The organism is Chryseobacterium endalhagicum (genome assembly GCF_016745235.1).
Classification (GTDB): domain Bacteria; phylum Bacteroidota; class Bacteroidia; order Flavobacteriales; family Weeksellaceae; genus Chryseobacterium; species Chryseobacterium endalhagicum.
Window position 1 is genome coordinate 382,644 of sequence record NZ_JAELVM010000001.1, and the last position, 17,127, is coordinate 399,770.

At 37.8% G+C, this 17,127-nt stretch carries 15 protein-coding genes and 2 tRNA genes; 12 read left to right on the top strand and 5 right to left on the bottom strand.

Features of this window, described 5'->3' with window-relative positions; translation table 11 throughout:
• The first annotated feature begins 83 nt into the window (after positions 1 to 83).
• The 6 genes from JET18_RS01645 (at position 84) to JET18_RS01670 (ending at position 6,223) form a co-directional block, all read left to right on the top strand.
• Positions 84 to 1,511 carry an amino acid permease gene (locus tag JET18_RS01645; RefSeq protein ID WP_202088815.1) on the top strand — a complete coding sequence of 476 codons (1,428 nt, stop codon included), beginning with the start codon at positions 84 to 86 and terminating at the stop codon, positions 1,509 to 1,511.
• Positions 1,512 to 1,665: 154 nt separating this feature from the next.
• Positions 1,666 to 2,466, top strand: coding sequence for a GLPGLI family protein (locus JET18_RS01650; protein ID WP_202088817.1), 801 nt, complete (start codon positions 1,666 to 1,668; stop codon positions 2,464 to 2,466).
• A gap of 492 nt (positions 2,467 to 2,958) precedes the next feature.
• A complete protein-coding gene (locus tag JET18_RS01655) occupies positions 2,959 to 3,762 on the top strand; it encodes an AraC family transcriptional regulator (protein ID WP_202088819.1) in 804 nt (267 codons plus the stop codon).
• Between the two features lie 109 nt (positions 3,763 to 3,871).
• Complete coding sequence (locus JET18_RS01660) at positions 3,872 to 4,486, top strand: hypothetical protein (protein ID WP_202088821.1); 615 nt, start codon at positions 3,872 to 3,874, stop codon at positions 4,484 to 4,486.
• A gap of 4 nt (positions 4,487 to 4,490) precedes the next feature.
• On the top strand, positions 4,491 to 5,585 hold the full coding sequence (locus tag JET18_RS01665) for an agmatine deiminase family protein (RefSeq protein ID WP_202088823.1): 1,095 nt from the start codon (positions 4,491 to 4,493) through the stop codon (positions 5,583 to 5,585).
• A 188-nt stretch (positions 5,586 to 5,773) separates the two neighbouring features.
• Positions 5,774 to 6,223, top strand: coding sequence for a hypothetical protein (locus JET18_RS01670; RefSeq protein ID WP_202088824.1), 450 nt, complete (start codon positions 5,774 to 5,776; stop codon positions 6,221 to 6,223).
• 60 nt (positions 6,224 to 6,283) lie between these two features.
• Here the strand turns inward: JET18_RS01670 and JET18_RS01675 are convergent.
• Positions 6,284 to 6,354 (bottom strand) — tRNA-Gln (locus JET18_RS01675).
• 132 nt (positions 6,355 to 6,486) lie between these two features.
• Positions 6,487 to 8,973: an AsmA family protein gene (locus JET18_RS01680; protein WP_202088826.1), complete on the bottom strand. Its 2,487-nt coding sequence runs from the start codon at positions 8,971 to 8,973 to the stop codon at positions 6,487 to 6,489.
• Between the two features lie 309 nt (positions 8,974 to 9,282).
• On the opposite strand from JET18_RS01680, the gene JET18_RS01685 reads away from it, so the two are divergent.
• On the top strand, positions 9,283 to 11,736 hold the full coding sequence (locus tag JET18_RS01685) for a hypothetical protein (RefSeq protein ID WP_202088828.1): 2,454 nt from the start codon (positions 9,283 to 9,285) through the stop codon (positions 11,734 to 11,736).
• Between the two features lie 34 nt (positions 11,737 to 11,770).
• Here the strand turns inward: JET18_RS01685 and JET18_RS01690 are convergent.
• Positions 11,771 to 11,841: transfer RNA gene (locus tag JET18_RS01690), tRNA-Gln, on the bottom strand.
• Positions 11,842 to 11,941: 100 nt separating this feature from the next.
• On the opposite strand from JET18_RS01690, the gene JET18_RS01695 reads away from it, so the two are divergent.
• From JET18_RS01695 to JET18_RS01710, 4 genes are all read left to right on the top strand, one after another.
• On the top strand, positions 11,942 to 12,976 hold the full coding sequence (locus JET18_RS01695) for an AMP-binding protein (RefSeq protein ID WP_202088830.1): 1,035 nt from the start codon (positions 11,942 to 11,944) through the stop codon (positions 12,974 to 12,976).
• 39 nt (positions 12,977 to 13,015) lie between these two features.
• Positions 13,016 to 13,408: an alternative ribosome rescue aminoacyl-tRNA hydrolase ArfB gene (gene arfB, locus JET18_RS01700; protein WP_202088832.1), complete on the top strand. Its 393-nt coding sequence runs from the start codon at positions 13,016 to 13,018 to the stop codon at positions 13,406 to 13,408.
• A 488-nt stretch (positions 13,409 to 13,896) separates the two neighbouring features.
• Positions 13,897 to 14,277, top strand: a complete 381-nt coding sequence (locus tag JET18_RS01705) for a GreA/GreB family elongation factor (RefSeq protein WP_202088834.1) — start codon at positions 13,897 to 13,899, stop codon at positions 14,275 to 14,277.
• A gap of 179 nt (positions 14,278 to 14,456) precedes the next feature.
• Positions 14,457 to 15,431: a deoxyhypusine synthase family protein gene (locus JET18_RS01710; RefSeq protein ID WP_048508622.1), complete on the top strand. Its 975-nt coding sequence runs from the start codon at positions 14,457 to 14,459 to the stop codon at positions 15,429 to 15,431.
• A gap of 353 nt (positions 15,432 to 15,784) precedes the next feature.
• On the opposite strand, the gene JET18_RS01715 is transcribed toward JET18_RS01710, so the two are convergent.
• Positions 15,785 to 15,931, bottom strand: coding sequence for a hypothetical protein (locus JET18_RS01715; protein WP_202088836.1), 147 nt, complete (start codon positions 15,929 to 15,931; stop codon positions 15,785 to 15,787).
• 115 nt (positions 15,932 to 16,046) lie between these two features.
• On the opposite strand from JET18_RS01715, the gene JET18_RS01720 reads away from it, so the two are divergent.
• Positions 16,047 to 16,343, top strand: coding sequence for an MGMT family protein (locus JET18_RS01720; RefSeq protein ID WP_202088838.1), 297 nt, complete (start codon positions 16,047 to 16,049; stop codon positions 16,341 to 16,343).
• Between the two features lie 179 nt (positions 16,344 to 16,522).
• Here JET18_RS01720 and JET18_RS01725 read toward each other — a convergent pair whose 3' ends face one another.
• Positions 16,523 to 16,912, bottom strand: coding sequence for a helix-turn-helix transcriptional regulator (locus JET18_RS01725; RefSeq protein ID WP_202088840.1), 390 nt, complete (start codon positions 16,910 to 16,912; stop codon positions 16,523 to 16,525).
• Between the last annotated feature and the right edge of the window lie 215 nt (positions 16,913 to 17,127).

Below are 17,127 nucleotides of genomic sequence, written 5' to 3' on the forward strand. Positions count from 1 at the left end.
AAACTGAATCTCTTGAAAGTTCTTGCGACTCTGTAGAACGTGATTTCTCTAAAGTTTTATATATTTAGAGCATAATTTATAGTATGAATACTGAACAGAAAACGGAGCCTAATGACGGGTCTCTGGTGAGAGGATTAACCAACAGACATATTCAATTAATTGCCCTTGGAGGCGCTATCGGAACCGGGTTGTTTCTCGGAATCGGGCCTGCAGCAGTTTTAGCCGGGCCATCCGTTATTCTTGGATATGCTTTAGCAGGAATTATCGCCTTTTTTATTATGCGTCAGCTTGGCGAAATGGTGGTTCATGAGCCTGTTTCAGGAAGTTTCAGTCATTTTGCCTATAAATACTGGGGAAATTTTCCAGGTTTTGCTTCCGGCTGGAATTACTGGATTCTTTACATTCTGGTAAGTATGGCTGAACTGACGGCTATCGGGCATTATATTCACTTCTGGTGGCCGGAAATTCCGCTCTGGGTTTCCAGTTTATTCTTTTTTATCGTCATTAATGCTTTAAACCTGGCTTCCGTGAAAGTCTACGGAGAAACCGAATTCTGGTTTTCCATCATCAAAGTGGTCGCGATCATCGGGATGATTGTTTTCGGGATTTATTTATTGTTAAGCGGAACCGGAGGAGAGAAAGCTAGCATTTCCAATCTGTGGAACGACGGCGGATTTTTTCCCAAAGGATTCTTTAATAAAGGAGAAGGCGGATTCTCAGGACTCTTTGCTGCTATGGCAATGATCATGTTCTCTTTCGGAGGGCTGGAGCTTATTGGGATAACAGCTGCAGAAGCAAAAAATCCGGAGAAAACAATTCCAAAAGCTACCAATCAGGTTATTTACAGAATTTTGATTTTTTACGTTGGAGCTCTGGTTATTTTATTTGCATTAAGCCCCTGGAGAGAAATTACAGAAGGGACGAGCCCGTTTGTAATGGTTTTCCAGAATCTGAACGGTTTCTCACTGAATATTTTTGGAAATACCATCCATTTCAATGTATTAATTGCCAATATCCTTAATCTGATTGTTTTAACGGCGGCTTTATCGGTGTACAACAGCAGTGTTTACAGCAACAGCAGAATGCTTTTCGGATTGGCTCAGCAGGGAAATGCCCCGAAATTTTTAAAGAAGCTGAATAAAAACAGTGTTCCTACCAATGCAATTCTGATTTCTTCATGTTTCGCGGGAATCTGTATTATCATCAATAAACTGGTTCCGGAAAAAGCATTTGAGTACCTGATGGCTTTGGTGGTTTCTACCTTAATTATCAACTGGCTGATGATCTGCTACACCCATTTGAAATTCAGAAGAGAAAAAGACAGAGCAGGGGTGAAGACTTCATTTCCTTCCATATTTTATCCCATCTCGAATTACATCTGCATTATATTCTTACTGACTATTTTGGTATTGATGAGTATTACGGGCATGGAAATTCAGGTGATTTTAATTCCGATATGGCTGGCATTCCTGTTTTTGATGTATAAATTGTATAAGCCTAAAGCGAAGTAGGAAGCTGTTGCGGGGTACGGGTTTTAAAGTTACGAGTTTGAGAGTTTCGGGTCTCGGGATTCAGTATGGTATATTCACTTGCGAAGCAAAATTGACCATTGAGCATTGACGTTTCTCAGCCTCAGCCTAAATCTCAGCCTAAACCTAACATTTTATGAAAACAACACACCAATTGAAATTTATAGTATTCTTTTTATTACTGTCAACATTCTGCTTTTCACAGAAGTTTAGTTTTATTTACGAAACCAAATACAGATCAGCTAAAGAGAAACCTGAAGATATTTTTACGGATCATATGATTTTGGACTTTGAGAATAATACTTCTTTTTTTCGGGAATCAATGGCTAAAAAAGCTGATTCTCTGATGTTCATTAATAAACATGGAGGCTATAAAATGGGAGTTGAAAATCAGTTTTACATTAAAAAAGATATCAGCAATAATAAAACAGATAAAATTATTACGTATTTACGGGCCAACTATCTTCTTCCTATTGATGAGCCATTAAATTGGAAAATTTCATCAGAGAAAAAAACAATAGGAAAATATAAAGCACAAAAAGCAGAAGTGAATTATGGCGGCAGAAACTGGACCGCCTGGTTTACGACAGAATTGCCTTTTAATGACGGTCCGTATGTGTTCCATGGATTGCCCGGTTTAATTATTTCTATTGAAGACACGGAACATGACTATTCATTTAATTTAGTGCAAATAAAAAAAGGAGGCGACTGGTTTGACGCAAGAAAGAAAACCGTTACAATCGATTGGTCAAAATATGATAACCTTGGAAAATCTTATTACAATGACCCATGGAATTCCAAAACTGCCAAAAAGGTCACATTTACGGATCCTCAGGGAAATGAACAGGATATGAATGAAATGATCAGGAACGCGCAGAAATCCATTCTTGAAGAAAATAATCCTTTAGAGCTGAATCATAAAATCAATTATAAATAACCTGATTTCGGGATAAGAATAAAGAATAAAGAATAAAGAATAAAGACCGCCAGACATTAGATCGGGATAACAACATTTAGGTAGATAAGACTGAAAAATGCGGATTGGAATGATTTTTTTCTTGTGACAAGGTTCAATATCTTGATACAGTGGTTGATATTCCCGGAGGGTTTTCCATGTATTCAATAGGGGCGGGCTTCAGCCCGCTTACAACATATACGCATTGCAAAAGGCTTTAGCCAAAACTTATACACCAGGATTTTCTGTAGGTTTAAAAAAATCTACTTTGAATACTTACTGCTCATTCGTGACTTCCATCTTCCAACCTTTTAATCTTAGCTTTTTATCCCGAACTCAGTTTAAATAGAAATTTTTCCCGGTCCGTTTAGTTATATTCGACCTGTCATTTGTTTCATTAATTTGTTGAGGAATCAACTTAAATGCTTTATCTTTAGAAGTGGATAAGCCTATTCACTGGCAAAATATAAAGCCGTGCAGATCAGTTTCAATGAAATTCAGAAGATCGTTGACCATATCGAAGAAAACTTCGACAGGGAGATCACGGCTGATGAAATAGAGCATCTTTCCCAATATTCTTACCGGAATTTTCAAAGGATTTTTTTTAAGATCTTTAGAGAAACCATCTCCGGATTTCAAAAGCGTCTCCGCCTGGAAAAATCTTACAAAAAACTGATCTACACCACGGATAAAATTTCTGATATTGCCTGGGAAGTCGGCTATTTCAATATCCAGTCCTTTTCAAAAGCGTTTAAAAAACAGTATCATATTTCACCTGCAGAAGCCCGAAGTCAGAAGCAGGAGATTTTTAAAGAATTTCTGGAGAATGAGGTTCCTGACCTGCAGTATGAGATCAAATACAAGGATGCTGTTCAGGTATACTGTACCTTCATTAAGGCTAAAGATTACAACAATCAGGAGATTAATGATTTGTGGGCAAGCATTGAACAGGAGAATGGCGATTCTTTTCCAGCTTACGGAATTATACGCGATCAGCCGCTGATCACCAACCGTTCCCACTGCAGATATGGAGCGGCTATACTACTGCCTGTGTCAGGAGCTTCAGGATTTCAGAAAACAGAAATTTTTGGAGGGAAATACATCCGGTTTACGCATTACGGATCTTTTGAAAATATTTTAGAAACCTACCGGGCCTTTTACCGTTTCTGGCTCACTAAACCAGAACTTTTGTTAGATAATTCAGATGTTATAGAAGAACATGTGCAGTCTGAAAAGGAAGAAATGATCACCCATATTTATTTTCCGCTGCATTCTTAAGGATGTCCTTTTAGGACAAGTTTTGTTTTTCTGATGATCTAATTTTGCCCCGGATAAATAGTCCGGCTGATGGAATTTATCGCGCAAAATTTTTAGAAAACGGATCAGAATGAAAAAAAATGTATGCCTCTTTATGGTATTAATATCATCCTATGCACAATCTCAGGTTACCATCCAGGCTTATGGCGGAAATAAAGAAGCTGAGGTGTTGGGAATTTATGATAAAGATTTTAAAAACAGATGGAATTATTTCGTTTCAGGAACGGCTTCCTATGAGTATGAGACCGGAAAAGTGAGTCCTTCAGTGTATCAGAGCCTTAATTACTATGTAGGCAACAATTGGGGCGCTTCCGCCGGGGTTTATATTTCAGATGAAGACGTAATGCCATCTTTAGGTCTGGCTTACATCAAAGAAACCCGGAACTTCGGGATCAGTTTATTTCCGGCAGTTACCTATTCCTTCGATACCGGAAAAGCAGGACTGGGGCTTTATACCCTGATGGAATATACTCCCAAATTAAACGAAAAGCTTAACTTATACAGTATGCTGATGGTAGAATCTGACTTCAGTTTTCAGGAACATCAGGCCAGCAGCCAGATCATCCGCTTGGGATTGGAAAACAGAAAAAAGATGCAGTTCGGGATAGGAAGCAATATTTCCCAGACCGGAAGCACTTTTGAAACCGACATCAATTTCGGTGTATTTATTGGAAAAAAATTTTAATGATATGAATAAATTATTCGCAATCACTCTCTTACTCAATATGACATTTTGTATGGCACAGACGTATCACTTTCCGGAAGAATCTTCGCCTCACGAAGGAACTTGGCTGCAATGGCCCCACCATCATCAGCACGGTGCGGAATACCGGAAAAGAATAGAGCAGACCTGGATCGATATGACCCGGGAGCTTCAATCGGGAGAAAAAGTTCACATTATCGCTTATGATGAAACCGAGAAGAAAAGAATCACTGAACTTTTACAGAAGAATCAGATTCCTTTAAAAAACGTTGATTTCAAAGTATATCCTACCGATGATGTATGGATCAGGGATAACGGGCCTATTTTCGTGAAAGATAATAACGGACGTGTACTCATCGAAGACTGGGGATTCAATGGTTGGGGAGGAAAATATGATTCCGAAAACTGTGATGAAATTCCTTCCCGGATCGCAGAAGATTTGGGTATTAAGGTCATTGATCTTAATGAAGAAATGGTAAATGAAGGAGGTTCTGTAGAAACTGATGGAAACGGTGTTCTGATGGCCTGCAGAAGTTCGGTGATCAGCCAGAAAAAAAGATCTACAAGAACTAAAGGAATCACCCAGCAGGAAGCAGAAGAAATGTTTGAAAAATATTACGGTGTTTCCAAGGTTATCTGGCTGGACGGCGTTACCGGGCTGGATGTTACCGATATGCACATCGACGGGTTTATGAAATTCATCAATCATAATACCATGATCACGATGGATGAGGACGGTCTTTTTGAAATGGGTCTTACCGATAAAGATATCAATACCCTTTACGCAGCATCCAATGCAGACGGAAAAGAATATAAAAAGGTATACGTTCCGGCCACAAAAAACAAAGTGAAAACAGCTTATGGAAAGCAGCTGGAAGAAAAAGGCTCGTACGTGAATTTCTATGTCGCCAATAAAGTTGTACTGGTCCCGAATTACGGAGATCCCAATGATAAGATCGCCAATAAAATAATCCAGGAACAGTATCCGGATAGAAAAGTCATCGGAATTGATGTGAGAAACTTATATGAAAACGGCGGAATGATCCATTGTGTGACGCAGCAGCAGCCGGCGGGAAGTTGATTCGCGTTGCGGGTTACGGGTTACGAGTTTCGGGGTTACGGGTTATGAGTTGCCTGTTTTGGATTACAGGTGACATTTAGTTTATAATGTAAATTTAGATTAATAGGAATATAAAATTATAAACCTATATTTATACTGTGGCTCTCAACCCGGAACCACGAAACTCGTAACCCGAAACCCTTTTCCCTATGAAAAAAATTGCCCTATTAAGTCTTACCTGCATGTCAGCAATGGCTTTCTCCCAAAATAAAAAAACGAATGCAGCTCCGAAAATTGCAGACCGGTATGAATCCCGCCAGCAGCAGGATCCTTCAGTTCCGCCGCCGCCAACCATAGCTTTTCCGGCACAGTTTCCCGGCGGAAATAAAGCCTTTGTGAAAAAAGTGGAACAGAATCTTAATAAGGAAGCACTAACGTCTTTATCCAAAACCCTGAATACCCAGATTATCCTGAAAATAGATCAGGAAGGAAATGTTCTGAATATTTCGACGTATGGAAAGGATGAAATCTTTAACAGCGAAGTAAAAGCGGCAGCAATAAGCGCGACTGATACAATAAAATGGACTGCCGGAAAAAACAACCGCGGCGAAAAGGTGATTGATATTGTAAAGATTCCATTCAGATACAAAAGGTTATAGTTTTTCGATAGAATCCCAAGCTTTATAAACAAAAAAACCACCCTTAAAAAGGATGGTTTGTAGACCCACAGGGATTCGAACCCCGAATGACGGTACCAAAAACCGGAGTGTTACCGTTACACTATAGGTCTGTTTTATTTTGGTGATGCAAATTTACAAATTTTTTCTTTACAGACAAGGGTCTCACGTAAAAAGTAGGCTGTTTTTCCAGATGAAAATACATAAAAGGCTATGTTCTTTTGAGTTAAGTTTTTCGAATTTTTTTAAATCAAATATTTTTTCAGCCCCTCCATAATGCCCTGCCATAGAGTATTGAAAAAGCTTTTATTGGGATCACGTTCTTTATCGACCTCTACATGATCCGGCTCGCCTTTGGAATCATTTTTTACAAAAATATTAGCAATGGCGGTCAGAAGTTTTCTCTCTTTACCTGTATTTTTATTCATGAAATTCACGTGCATATCGGTGTATTTGAAATAGAAATTTCCCCCGATTTTCTTGCTGTTTCCTTTATAATCGAATTTCAGATAGTCAATCTTCCCGTCAAGGCTCACATTCAGGTAAGGACGTACAAAAAGATTGGCATTTTCCACAGAAAGATCTTTGATGGTTCCGTTGATTGCATAATCATCATTGGTATTCGCCACATCAAACTGCCAGTGAACATCCGTTGGAGCATCCCCGAAAAATTTAAAATCAGAATCCACTTTTATTAAGGTGGGTTTTCCTTTCATTTTCGCACTGTTTACGTTGGCAATTTTCGCATTGAAATGATCAAAGGTAATTTTACCCGGAATCTGTGCTTTTTCTGCAATTTCTTCGTAGGTTAATTTTGAATTTTTAATATCCACCTGTTTCACATAAAGCGGAAACTTTACATCACGAAGTTTTTTGCTGAACATATAGCGTACCCCGATATCATCCGGCGGTGCAAGATCATGGTAAATATTACAGTCTACACCGTCAAAAATAATATGATCAAGATCGATGCTCGTTTTACCTCCAATCACCGAGTTTTTATCCGCAATGTTGATGGATTTCACCTTTATCGTATACAAATCTTCCTCTACCGCAATCATTTTGTTAAACTGATTTCTGGAATACTTGGGAAGAAAAGCAAAATTGCTGATGTTGGTCGTTTTCCCTGTATTTTTTATTTGATCTACCTTTAATTTGTAATATTTTCCGGCATCCACATCGATGGTCTTAGCGGTAATCAAATGGCTTTTTACCTGGAACGGGATGGATTCCTTCAGGGTATTCTTATTGGCAGTTACAGAATTTAATTTAACATTAAAATTCCCGACTTTCATTTTCTGGCTGCCCTGTTTTTCCTGGCTGAATGTTCCGTTGATAAGATTCAGTGCTCCAAGATTTACCATCAGATCCGGTGGCTGGTTCTGAGCTTTTTTCGCAGATTTATTTTTATGAGCTGCCGCTGTAATACGGATGTCCGGAGCATACACATTGATTTCACCAAGTTTAAGCTGCAGCTGCTGTCCCACAAACTTTGAAGTGTTGTTCAGGATCTCTATCTTCTCTGTTTTAATGTTGAAAACATCTTTTGTATTACTTTTCCCGATACCATTGAAACGGGCATCACTGATGAAAATATCAGAATTATTGGAACTTATTTTTTTAACGCTTACCGCCTGTAAAGGATCAGTTTTAAAATAAATATTTTCAAACTCAATATTATGCGTAGAAAAGGCAAAAGGGATCTTTTCTTTCACCGTATTTTTATCAAAAACAATATCCTGCAGATTCACACGGAAATTTTCCACGGAAGCCGTTTTGGTTTTATCCTGCTGCTGAACGATAACAGAGCCCTGCTGGAAATCAAGGTTTTTGATGCCGATTTTCAGATTAACCTCTTTAGGATTTTCTTTTACGGTTTTTTTATGGGTGGAAGTCACAATCAGCTGAGGTTTTCTGAATGTTGCATTTTCCACGATAAGAGAATCCCGGTCAATTGTAAAATTATCTGCGGCAAGCTCATTAATCTTTAGATCAAAAACATTTTTTGCATTGTACAGCGCAGGACTTTCAATAGGTTTCAGATGAAATTCCGAAACATGAAGCTGCTTGTTTTTTGCATCAATTTTAGAAGCGGAAATTCTGTAAAATTCATTTGCGGTGATCAGAACATCATGCGCATCAATTTTAAAATCCTTAAAAGCAACTGGCATTTTGGAGGCATCTTTGCTCTGACGGATATCTGTAAGATTGATATTGATATTCTTTCCTGTGAAAAGATCTTTTTTATCATTCCCTTTTACCGAAATATTCCCGTTTTGAACAAAAATATTCTCAATGGCGAAATTCATTTTCTTTTTCGTGGAATCTTTTTTCTTTTTTGAGCGGCCGGAAACCACCTGAATATTCGGATCAATAAGCTTAACATCATCAACCTTATAAGTTTTGTTGAAAATAGCATTCCAGATCCCGAAGTTTTTTACTTCCAGACTTTTTACATCCCCTGAAATTTGGGTTACAGCCGGATCTTGGGTCGGTTTTGTACTGATTTTAATGGAATTGGCTGAAATATTTCCCTTCAGAAGACTCAGATCAAAATCTTCAAGAGTAATTTGGTAAGGCGTTTTCTCATTGATCAGATCCGGGAGCTTATGTTTAAGATAAATATTCAGCAGAAACGGGAAAATAATACCCAAAAGGCATAAAATTCCCAGTGTCACTAATATAATTTTCTTTCTCTTTTGTGGTTTTTCACGCTCTAATTCTTTTTTCATTGTAATAGTGTTTTGGAAGATTAACAGTGATTTTTACAATGCACATCCTTTTACGTTGTCAAATTTTATTCCATTAGCGGGATGTTATTATAATTTCATATGTTTAATAAAATTATCTTCAATTTAGTGTTAATTTCGTAAGATTTTATCACACCTGATAGAAATGTGGTATCTGATGAGGTGATGACGGCACTTTTTTTGCCACAGTTAATCCGGCCTATGTATCATGCTGTCATTTTCTGCGACGTATCAAGCGTATAAAAAGAAATTTGAATAACTAAACTAACACCTATGAACCAAAACCATTGTATGAAAAAAAGTTTGACCCTGCTTTTACTGTTCGGATATCTCAGCATCTTCTCACAGTCGAAGATTATTGTTAAAAATTCCGGTGATCAGCTGCCCGTTTCCGGTGCAACAGTTTCCTGCAACAATAAAGCAATCGGGAAAACAGATGCATCTGGAGTATTGAACTTCAAAACAAAATGCAAAAAAGTGCAGGTTTCTGCCAGCGGATTCAATGATGACGATGTTGTGGTTGACAAGGTGATGGAAGTTTTTCTAACCAAATCTGATCCCAATATTAAAAATATTCAGGCCATCGTTTTAGAAGATAAAAGTGATCCGCGGGCATTGGAAATCCTGAGAAAGGTCAACGAAAATTACAACCAGAATTCACCTAAAAGCTTGGAATCCTACTCATTCAAATCCTATGAGAAAATTTCACTGGATTTCGATGAAGACAGTATCAATGCTTATAATGCATACATCGCCAACCGTATAGATTCCCTTAAAAAACTGCCGCAGCGGCCTATGAAAGCCACAGAGAAAAAAGATTCCATAGAGTCGGTAAACCTCATGAAGCTGGTAGGAGAAAGCAAAATGTTTTTGTGGGAAAGAGCGTCTCAAAACCTGTATTCAAAAAAATATGGCGAAAAAATCAATATTTTAGATAACAAAGTGGCGGGAATCAAAGATCCGATCTATGAACTGATGGCTTTCCGTTCAAACAGAAATCAGGTTCCAAAAGAGATCCGTGAAGAAAACAGGAATTTGTACCGATTTTTTCTGACGGATTCCATTGAAATTGAAGGACGCCAGAATTATATCATCCGCTTCCGCCAGGTGGGTGACAAACAATCCGTAAAACAGAGGAAATTCAACGGCTATCTGTATGTGGATAAAGAAACCTACGCTTTGAAAAAAATTGAAAGCAACAGCAAAATTAAAAGTGAGGGAAGTATTACAAGTATTTGGAAGCCCGTTCAGGAAAAATGGTTTCTTGTGAAAGAAAACTATAAAATGAAAATGGGTTCTACCAGTTTTGACAATGATGATGAGCAGGATAAAAATAAAACAAAAGAAGAAAAAGAAGCAGATAAGCAGAACCGGAAAAGATTCGGGAGCTATGCTTTTGTCACTGCAGATTATTTTGATTTCAAAACGCCGATTGAAGAAAAACCGGAAGATTTTAAAGGTTATACCATCGGTGTGAAAAATTCAGACGGGAAACTGATTGATCAGTACCGTACCGAAAATCTCACCGCCCGCGAAACGGCAACGTATACCAAAATAGACAGTTTAAGCAGTAAATATAAGCTCAATCAGAAAGCGAAAGCACTTGCCGGGCTTCTTAAGGGAAAAATAAAACTGGGCATGGTTGATTTTGATCTGGCCAGATTGATCGGGTACAACAAATATGAGCATATAAGGCTTGGGGCCGGGGCAAAACTGAATGAAAATTTCAATAAGTATATTTCTCCGGATGCCTATTTTGCGTATGGAATATATGATAAAAAGCTTAAGTATGGAGCTGGGGTAGATATCCGTACCACTTTGGAAAAGAATTCTTTCTTCCGTGTCGAATATTTTAATGATGTGATGGCCGCCGGACGTTTTTCTGAAAACTTATGGAACTTCAGGATGAAAATAATGAATTCCGGAATTGCATTGAACAACGGCGTATTTTATGGTTACAAAGGCTTTAAAGTGAGCTATGAAAATGATATCACCAATGCGTTAACCGTCAATGTTGCTGCCAAAAGAACCCAGGAAGAATCCAAATTTGATTATAATTTTAAAGGTCTGGGAAATAATTTTGATATAGCATCATCCATAATCACCTTAAAATATTCTCCGAATTCAAAGAATATTATGACACCGGGCGGGAAATATACCTATGAACAGAACCTTCCTGAACTCTACCTGAATTATGAGCAGGGATACAAAGCATTTGGAGGAACTTTTAATTTCAGCAGATTTGACGCATTGTTTGTTCATAATTTTAAAACAAAACTTGGAGTAACAGGCGTAAGATTATACGGAGGTATGATCACCGGTGATGCTCCGGTTTGGAAGAATTTTACAATGAACGGTTTGGGCAATGGAAGAGAAGGATTGAATTTCAATCTTACCTCATACCTTGGTTTTGCTACAATGGCGGGCGGAAGATATTACAACGATAAGTTTGTAGGTGCTTATCTTACACACAGACTGCCGTGGTATTTCAAAAGTTTTGGGAAGAATGTATCCAGTTTTGATCTCATCTACAGAGGAACCATCGGGGATATGAAAAATCCGGAATTCCATCAGTTCGATTTTAAAAAGCTGGATCACCTGTATAATGAAGTGGGATTAGAGTGGAATAATTTCTTATCATCGCAGTTTAATCTGGGATTCTTCTATAGAGTTGGGTATTACAACACACCTCAGTTTAAAGATAATTTTGCCATCCAGTTTAAATTTAAATTTCTTGGATTTTAAAACAAAAAAACCATCCTTGAAAAAGGATGGTTTGTAGACCCACAGGGATTCGAACCCCGACTGACGGTACCAAAAACCGGAGTGCTACCGTTACACTATAGGTCTGTTTTTATTTTGGTGAGGCAAATTTACAGCTTTTTTCTTTAGATACAAGAACTTTTTAAACTTTTTTTTACATTTACATCACATTTTATAGGCCAAAATCATGCTGATAGACTTCAATAATCTCAATATTAATAATTTATCCTTTCAAACCGATTTCGAACACAAAATCAAAAATTTTTTAGAAGAATGGTTTTCTGATGGGGATACCGTAAAAGTACAGACCTCGGGCTCTACCGGAACTCCGAAAATTTTTGCGATTGAGAAAAAAAAGATGATCAATTCTGCGGTGATGACCTGTAATTTCCTGGGCTTACAGGAAGGGGATAAAGCATTGCTCTGCCTTCCGGTTGAATATATTGCCGGAAAAATGATGACCGTACGTTCTGCAGAAAGAAAATTAAAATTAATTGTTGCCGAACCGTCTTTACAGCCGCTTAAAGATTTGAATGAAGAAGTGGATTTCTGTGCAATGACTCCTCTTCAGGTAGAAAATTCGCTGGAACAGTTATATTTAATTAAAAACTTAATTATTGGAGGAGCCGCAGTTTCAGAAAGCCTTAAGCAGAAAATATTCAATAACCAACGCCTTTCTAATACTTCAAACCGTATTTTTGAAACCTATGGAATGTCCGAAACCCTGTCTCATATCGCCCTGAAAAAGCTGATGCCGGAACCTGAAGATTATTTTACAGCTTTTGAAAACGTTTCGATCAGTACAGATGAAAGAGGCTGCCTGAAGATTTTTGCCCCGAATGTGAATGCTGAGGTTCTGCAGACTAATGATTTAGTTGACATTAAAAATGAAAAGCAGTTTAAATTTCTGGGACGTATAGATAACGTCATTAATTCCGGGGGAGTGAAAATTTTTCCGGAAACCCTCGAAGTTTTGGTAAAAAAAGAAATTCCCAATGAAGCTGTGTTTATAGGAATAAAAGACGAAAGTCTGGGCCAGAAATTAATACTGGTGGTAGAAGGCGAAAAGTCGGAAGATATTACTAATAAAATATCAGCAATACCGTTCGATAAAAAATTCCATCATCCAAAAGAAATTATTTTCACAGAAAAGATCCCAAGAACTCCAAATGGTAAAGTAAACCGTATGGAACTCCACAAAATTATAGCCGAACGTTTATAATCTTTTATCTTTACTCTTTAATCTATTGGTCTCTGTCATATGAAAGACTTTTCAAAAGAACTCACCTTCAAAACTTCACGCAGCAGCGGGGCAGGCGGGCAGAACGTCAATAAAGTGGAAACTTCTGTTACCGTCCTTTGGTCTGTTGCAGAGTCTGAATTTTTTAATGAATATCAGAAGGAATTGATTCAGCGTAAATTAAAAAACAGGATCAATGCGGACGGCTATTTATTCCTGACGGTTTCCGAGAGCAGAACCCAGCTGATGAACAAGAATAAAGCGATTGAGAAAATTCTTGAATTCGTTGACAAGGCTTTGATTGTTCCCAAGAAAAGAATTGCCACCAAACCTTCAAAAGGGCAAAAGCAGAAACGGCTGGATACCAAAAAGAAAATTTCTGATAAGAAAGAGAGTAGGAAGTTTAAGTTTTAAAGGCGGGGTCCGGGTTTTCCGAGGTTCGGGTTTTTAGTTGCTGGTTTTCAACTTTGATAAAATACTTTTAATCCCAAGTATTAAACCTTAACCCCCATACCTAATACCCCAAAACTCGACAACTCGGACCCCGAATCCCGAATCCCGGAACCTTTGACCCCGAATCTTAACGATTTTGAATGTTTAGAATTTTTGAGTATCTTAGAGGTATTATTAATCAATTTTTATGACAGCAATGATTTCTTTATCCGCAGAATGCCGTTCCAATGGCCTCTTGCTGTCGCTTTTATATTTGCATACGGACTCTTTTCTTAAAAGTTCCAAGGACTTTATCAATTAAGCCCTGTCAGGATCCTGGACAGGGGAAATTTTCCGAATAATTTTACCTATTATTTTTGCAGTTTTCCACGGGAGCAATACCTGACTGTATCTGTAATCCTGCACCGGATCACGGGAATCACTGCATTCATCAATTAAAAAAGAAAAAAATGTCCAATCATATTATTGTAACCACCGGAATTTATGATGCTATAAAAGATACCCTCAGAAGAAAAAAAGTAAGTAGAGACGAAGAGAAAAGGCTCGCTGAAGAACTGAGGAAAGCCCAACAGGTTCTGAGAAGAAATCTTCCTGCTGATGTGGTAACTGTTGACAGAAAAGTGACGATTAAAGATCATACTCAGAATTTTGAACATGAATATATTTTTGTAGCCTCTGCAAAAGCAAAACCGGCAAAAAACAAACATTCCATTTTATCAGATATTGCTCTTGCCACAGTAGGTTATAAAGTAGGAGATATCATCGAATGGCCGTTTAAAGACGGCGAAAGAAAGATTGAAATCCTAAAAGTGGAAGCCTGGAACGGGTGATCCCTGTGTACTCTATAGTGTTAGAAGAAAGTACAGCTCCCGGGCTGTACTTTTTATATAATCCAGAATGGCTGGAGCCGTTTTTATCATTTGTTAAAAAAGGAGGTTCAGATACGAGTTTCTTTATGTTCCCATGTTGCATTCCGTTTTTAAGTTTTATCTTTGCAAAAATTAAAATAATGAGCAAACCGATTTCTGAATTTATAGAGAAATATTACCTGCACTTCAATGCGGCTGCGTTGGTAGATGCATCTAAGGGGTATGTTGCACATCTTAAAGATGGCGGAAAAATGATGATCACTTTGGCAGGGGCAATGTCTACTGCTGAATTGGGAAAGATACTTGCAGAAATGATCCGTCAGGGAAAAGTTGATTTTATCTCTTGTACAGGAGCCAACCTTGAAGAAGATCTGATGAACCTTGTGGCGCATTCGCACTACGAAAGAGTTCCTCACTACAGAGATCTTACGGCACAGGACGAATGGGATCTTTTGGAAAGAGGTTTAAACAGGGTTACAGATACATGTATTCCTGAAGAAGAGGCATTCAGAAGACTTCAGAAACATATTGTAGATATCTGGAAAGATGCAGAAGCTAAAGGTGAGCGTTATTTCCCGCACGAATTCATGTACAAAATGATTCTTTCAGGAGTTCTTGAGCAGTATTACGAAATTCCAAGAGAAAACTCATGGATGATTGCTGCCGCTGAGAAAAACCTTCCGATTGTAGTTCCGGGATGGGAAGATTCTACCATGGGTAATATCTTCGCTTCTTACTGTATCAAAGGTGAGCTTACAGCAACCACTATGAAATCAGGAATCGAGTATATGATGTATCTTGCAGACTGGTACACTAAAAATTCAGCTGGAAAAGGAGTTGGTTTCTTCCAGATCGGTGGAGGTATTGCAGGAGATTTCCCTATCTGTGTAGTGCCAATGCTTTATCAGGATATGGAAATGCATGACGTTCCTTTCTGGTCTTATTTCTGCCAGATTTCAGATTCTACCACATCTTATGGTTCCTATTCAGGAGCGGTTCCAAATGAGAAAATCACCTGGGGTAAACTGGATATCACAACACCGAAATTCATCGTTGAAAGTGATGCTACTATTTGTGCACCATTGATGTTCTCTTACATCTTAGAAAATTCTTAAGAATCTGTTCTTATAACAATATCAAACGCTTCAATTTATTTTGGAGCGTTTTTTTATTTAAAAATGTGTTGGAAAGCGCAAGGACGCAAAAGTTTTTTCTTTCGTATTGTTCTTTAGGACGCAGGGATTTTTACCGTCATTGCGAGGAGCTATGCGACGAAGCAATCTTTAAAAACACATTATTATTTACAAATCTGAGATTGCTTCACCTAAAGGTTCGCAATGACAGGATGTAAAAAATAGCTGAAAATCTTTGATTTTCTTGCGTCTTAAAAAAGTATACATCATAAATCCTTTGCGGCTTTGCGTGTACCAACAAACCCAAAACTACAAATCATTATCTTTCATATTGATCAATCAAGAGAATTCACCAGCACAAAATAACGGTAGGCCAGAATTCCCTTTTGAATCTTCGTCAGACTGTTCGGATCTTTATCACTCAGTTTCGGGAGTAACTTTTTATTCACTGTATTCAGCAGCTTAAAAAATGATTTTTTCATATCTTTATATTTAAAATGAAACATCATTGAATGGTTTAGAATCCAAAAATGATGCAGAAACTGTTTATTATTTACGAAAAATATTTTTCAACATCAAAAACCAGATTACAGAACCATGGATGAGATTTTCAAACAACAGGTTTACGAAGTATCCAGACTGATTCCCAAAGGCCGTGTTTCTACGTATGGCGCCATAGCGAAAGCGGTTGGCTATCCCAATCATTCCCGTCATGTAGGAAAGGCAATGGGCGGATGCCCTGAAGATGTTCCCGCTCATCGGGTAATAGCCAGTTCCGGAGTTTTATCCGTTCCTGAATTTCAAAAAAGACTGGAAGCAGAAGGAATTACCGTTGAAAATTTAAGAATAAAGAACTTTAAGAAACTGTTCTGGGATCCGCTGGAGGAGATTTAATGCGGGTTTCGGGATTCGGGTTGCGAGTTTATGGGATTCCAGATTCGGGGTGTTGGTTGTGGGGTTTGGGTCTGGAATCGTATTTTTATTAGATTTTATCAATAAAAAATGCCATCTATGTTTTTTGCATGATGACATTTAAAACTTATACAGTAAAAGGGCAGCGTTTACAGCTGCGGCTATTTTTTACTTTTGAGACCTTTCAGTTCTTCTTTTAATTTCGCATTTTCTTCTTTCAAAAGAGCGATATAATCCTGCAGATTCTGGATGACAGATCCCGGGATATTGTCATAATTATTCTGGTTCGTGATTGCTCCTGCAGAAATAGACTTATCATTAAAAATCGGATGATCATAATTAACCATTACTTTTGTTTCTTCATCTTCATAAATTTCTTCCACGGGAACATCCAGAAAACGGGCGATTTTATCCCATTCATCTCTGACAATCCTTACATCACCGCTTTCTTTTCGGCTGTAGTTGGATACATCAGTTGCGATGATATCCGCAATCTGCTGCTGGGTGTAGCCTTTTTGTTTTCTGATGACGCGTAATTTTTCTTTTTGCATATCCGGCATTTTATACAAAAATGGAAAAAAAGCACAATGTGTACAATAGAAAACATAAAAAATGTACAGTAAGGCTTAATTATTTGGAAAGGGAAATTTTTATGGTTTGTAATATTAATGTCTTTGTTGTTAAATGTTGATTATTTTCTTTTAAATGATTGAAATGGGTTTTGTTTTAAACGCAATGACGCAAAGGTTTTTAAATGCAATATTGT

What these genes read in the sequence shown, in the direction of transcription:
- JET18_RS01645 (WP_202088815.1), top strand. Translation starts at nt 84, where the DNA reads ATGAATACTGAACAGAAAACGGAGCCTAATGACGGGTCTCTGGTGAGA.
- JET18_RS01650 (WP_202088817.1), top strand. Translation starts at nt 1,666, where the DNA reads ATGAAAACAACACACCAATTGAAATTTATAGTATTCTTTTTATTACTG.
- JET18_RS01670 (WP_202088824.1), top strand. Translation starts at nt 5,774, where the DNA reads ATGAAAAAAATTGCCCTATTAAGTCTTACCTGCATGTCAGCAATGGCT.
- JET18_RS01695 (WP_202088830.1), top strand. Translation starts at nt 11,942, where the DNA reads ATGCTGATAGACTTCAATAATCTCAATATTAATAATTTATCCTTTCAA.
- JET18_RS01720 (WP_202088838.1), top strand. Translation starts at nt 16,047, where the DNA reads ATGGATGAGATTTTCAAACAACAGGTTTACGAAGTATCCAGACTGATT.
- JET18_RS01705 (WP_202088834.1), top strand. Translation starts at nt 13,897, where the DNA reads ATGTCCAATCATATTATTGTAACCACCGGAATTTATGATGCTATAAAA.
- JET18_RS01685 (WP_202088828.1), top strand. Translation starts at nt 9,283, where the DNA reads ATGAAAAAAAGTTTGACCCTGCTTTTACTGTTCGGATATCTCAGCATC.
- arfB (WP_202088832.1), top strand. Translation starts at nt 13,016, where the DNA reads ATGAAAGACTTTTCAAAAGAACTCACCTTCAAAACTTCACGCAGCAGC.
- JET18_RS01725 (WP_202088840.1), bottom strand. Translation starts at nt 16,912, where the DNA reads ATGCAAAAAGAAAAATTACGCGTCATCAGAAAACAAAAAGGCTACACC.
- JET18_RS01715 (WP_202088836.1), bottom strand. Translation starts at nt 15,931, where the DNA reads ATGAAAAAATCATTTTTTAAGCTGCTGAATACAGTGAATAAAAAGTTA.
- JET18_RS01660 (WP_202088821.1), top strand. Translation starts at nt 3,872, where the DNA reads ATGAAAAAAAATGTATGCCTCTTTATGGTATTAATATCATCCTATGCA.
- JET18_RS01680 (WP_202088826.1), bottom strand. Translation starts at nt 8,973, where the DNA reads ATGAAAAAAGAATTAGAGCGTGAAAAACCACAAAAGAGAAAGAAAATT.
- JET18_RS01710 (WP_048508622.1), top strand. Translation starts at nt 14,457, where the DNA reads ATGAGCAAACCGATTTCTGAATTTATAGAGAAATATTACCTGCACTTC.
- JET18_RS01665 (WP_202088823.1), top strand. Translation starts at nt 4,491, where the DNA reads ATGAATAAATTATTCGCAATCACTCTCTTACTCAATATGACATTTTGT.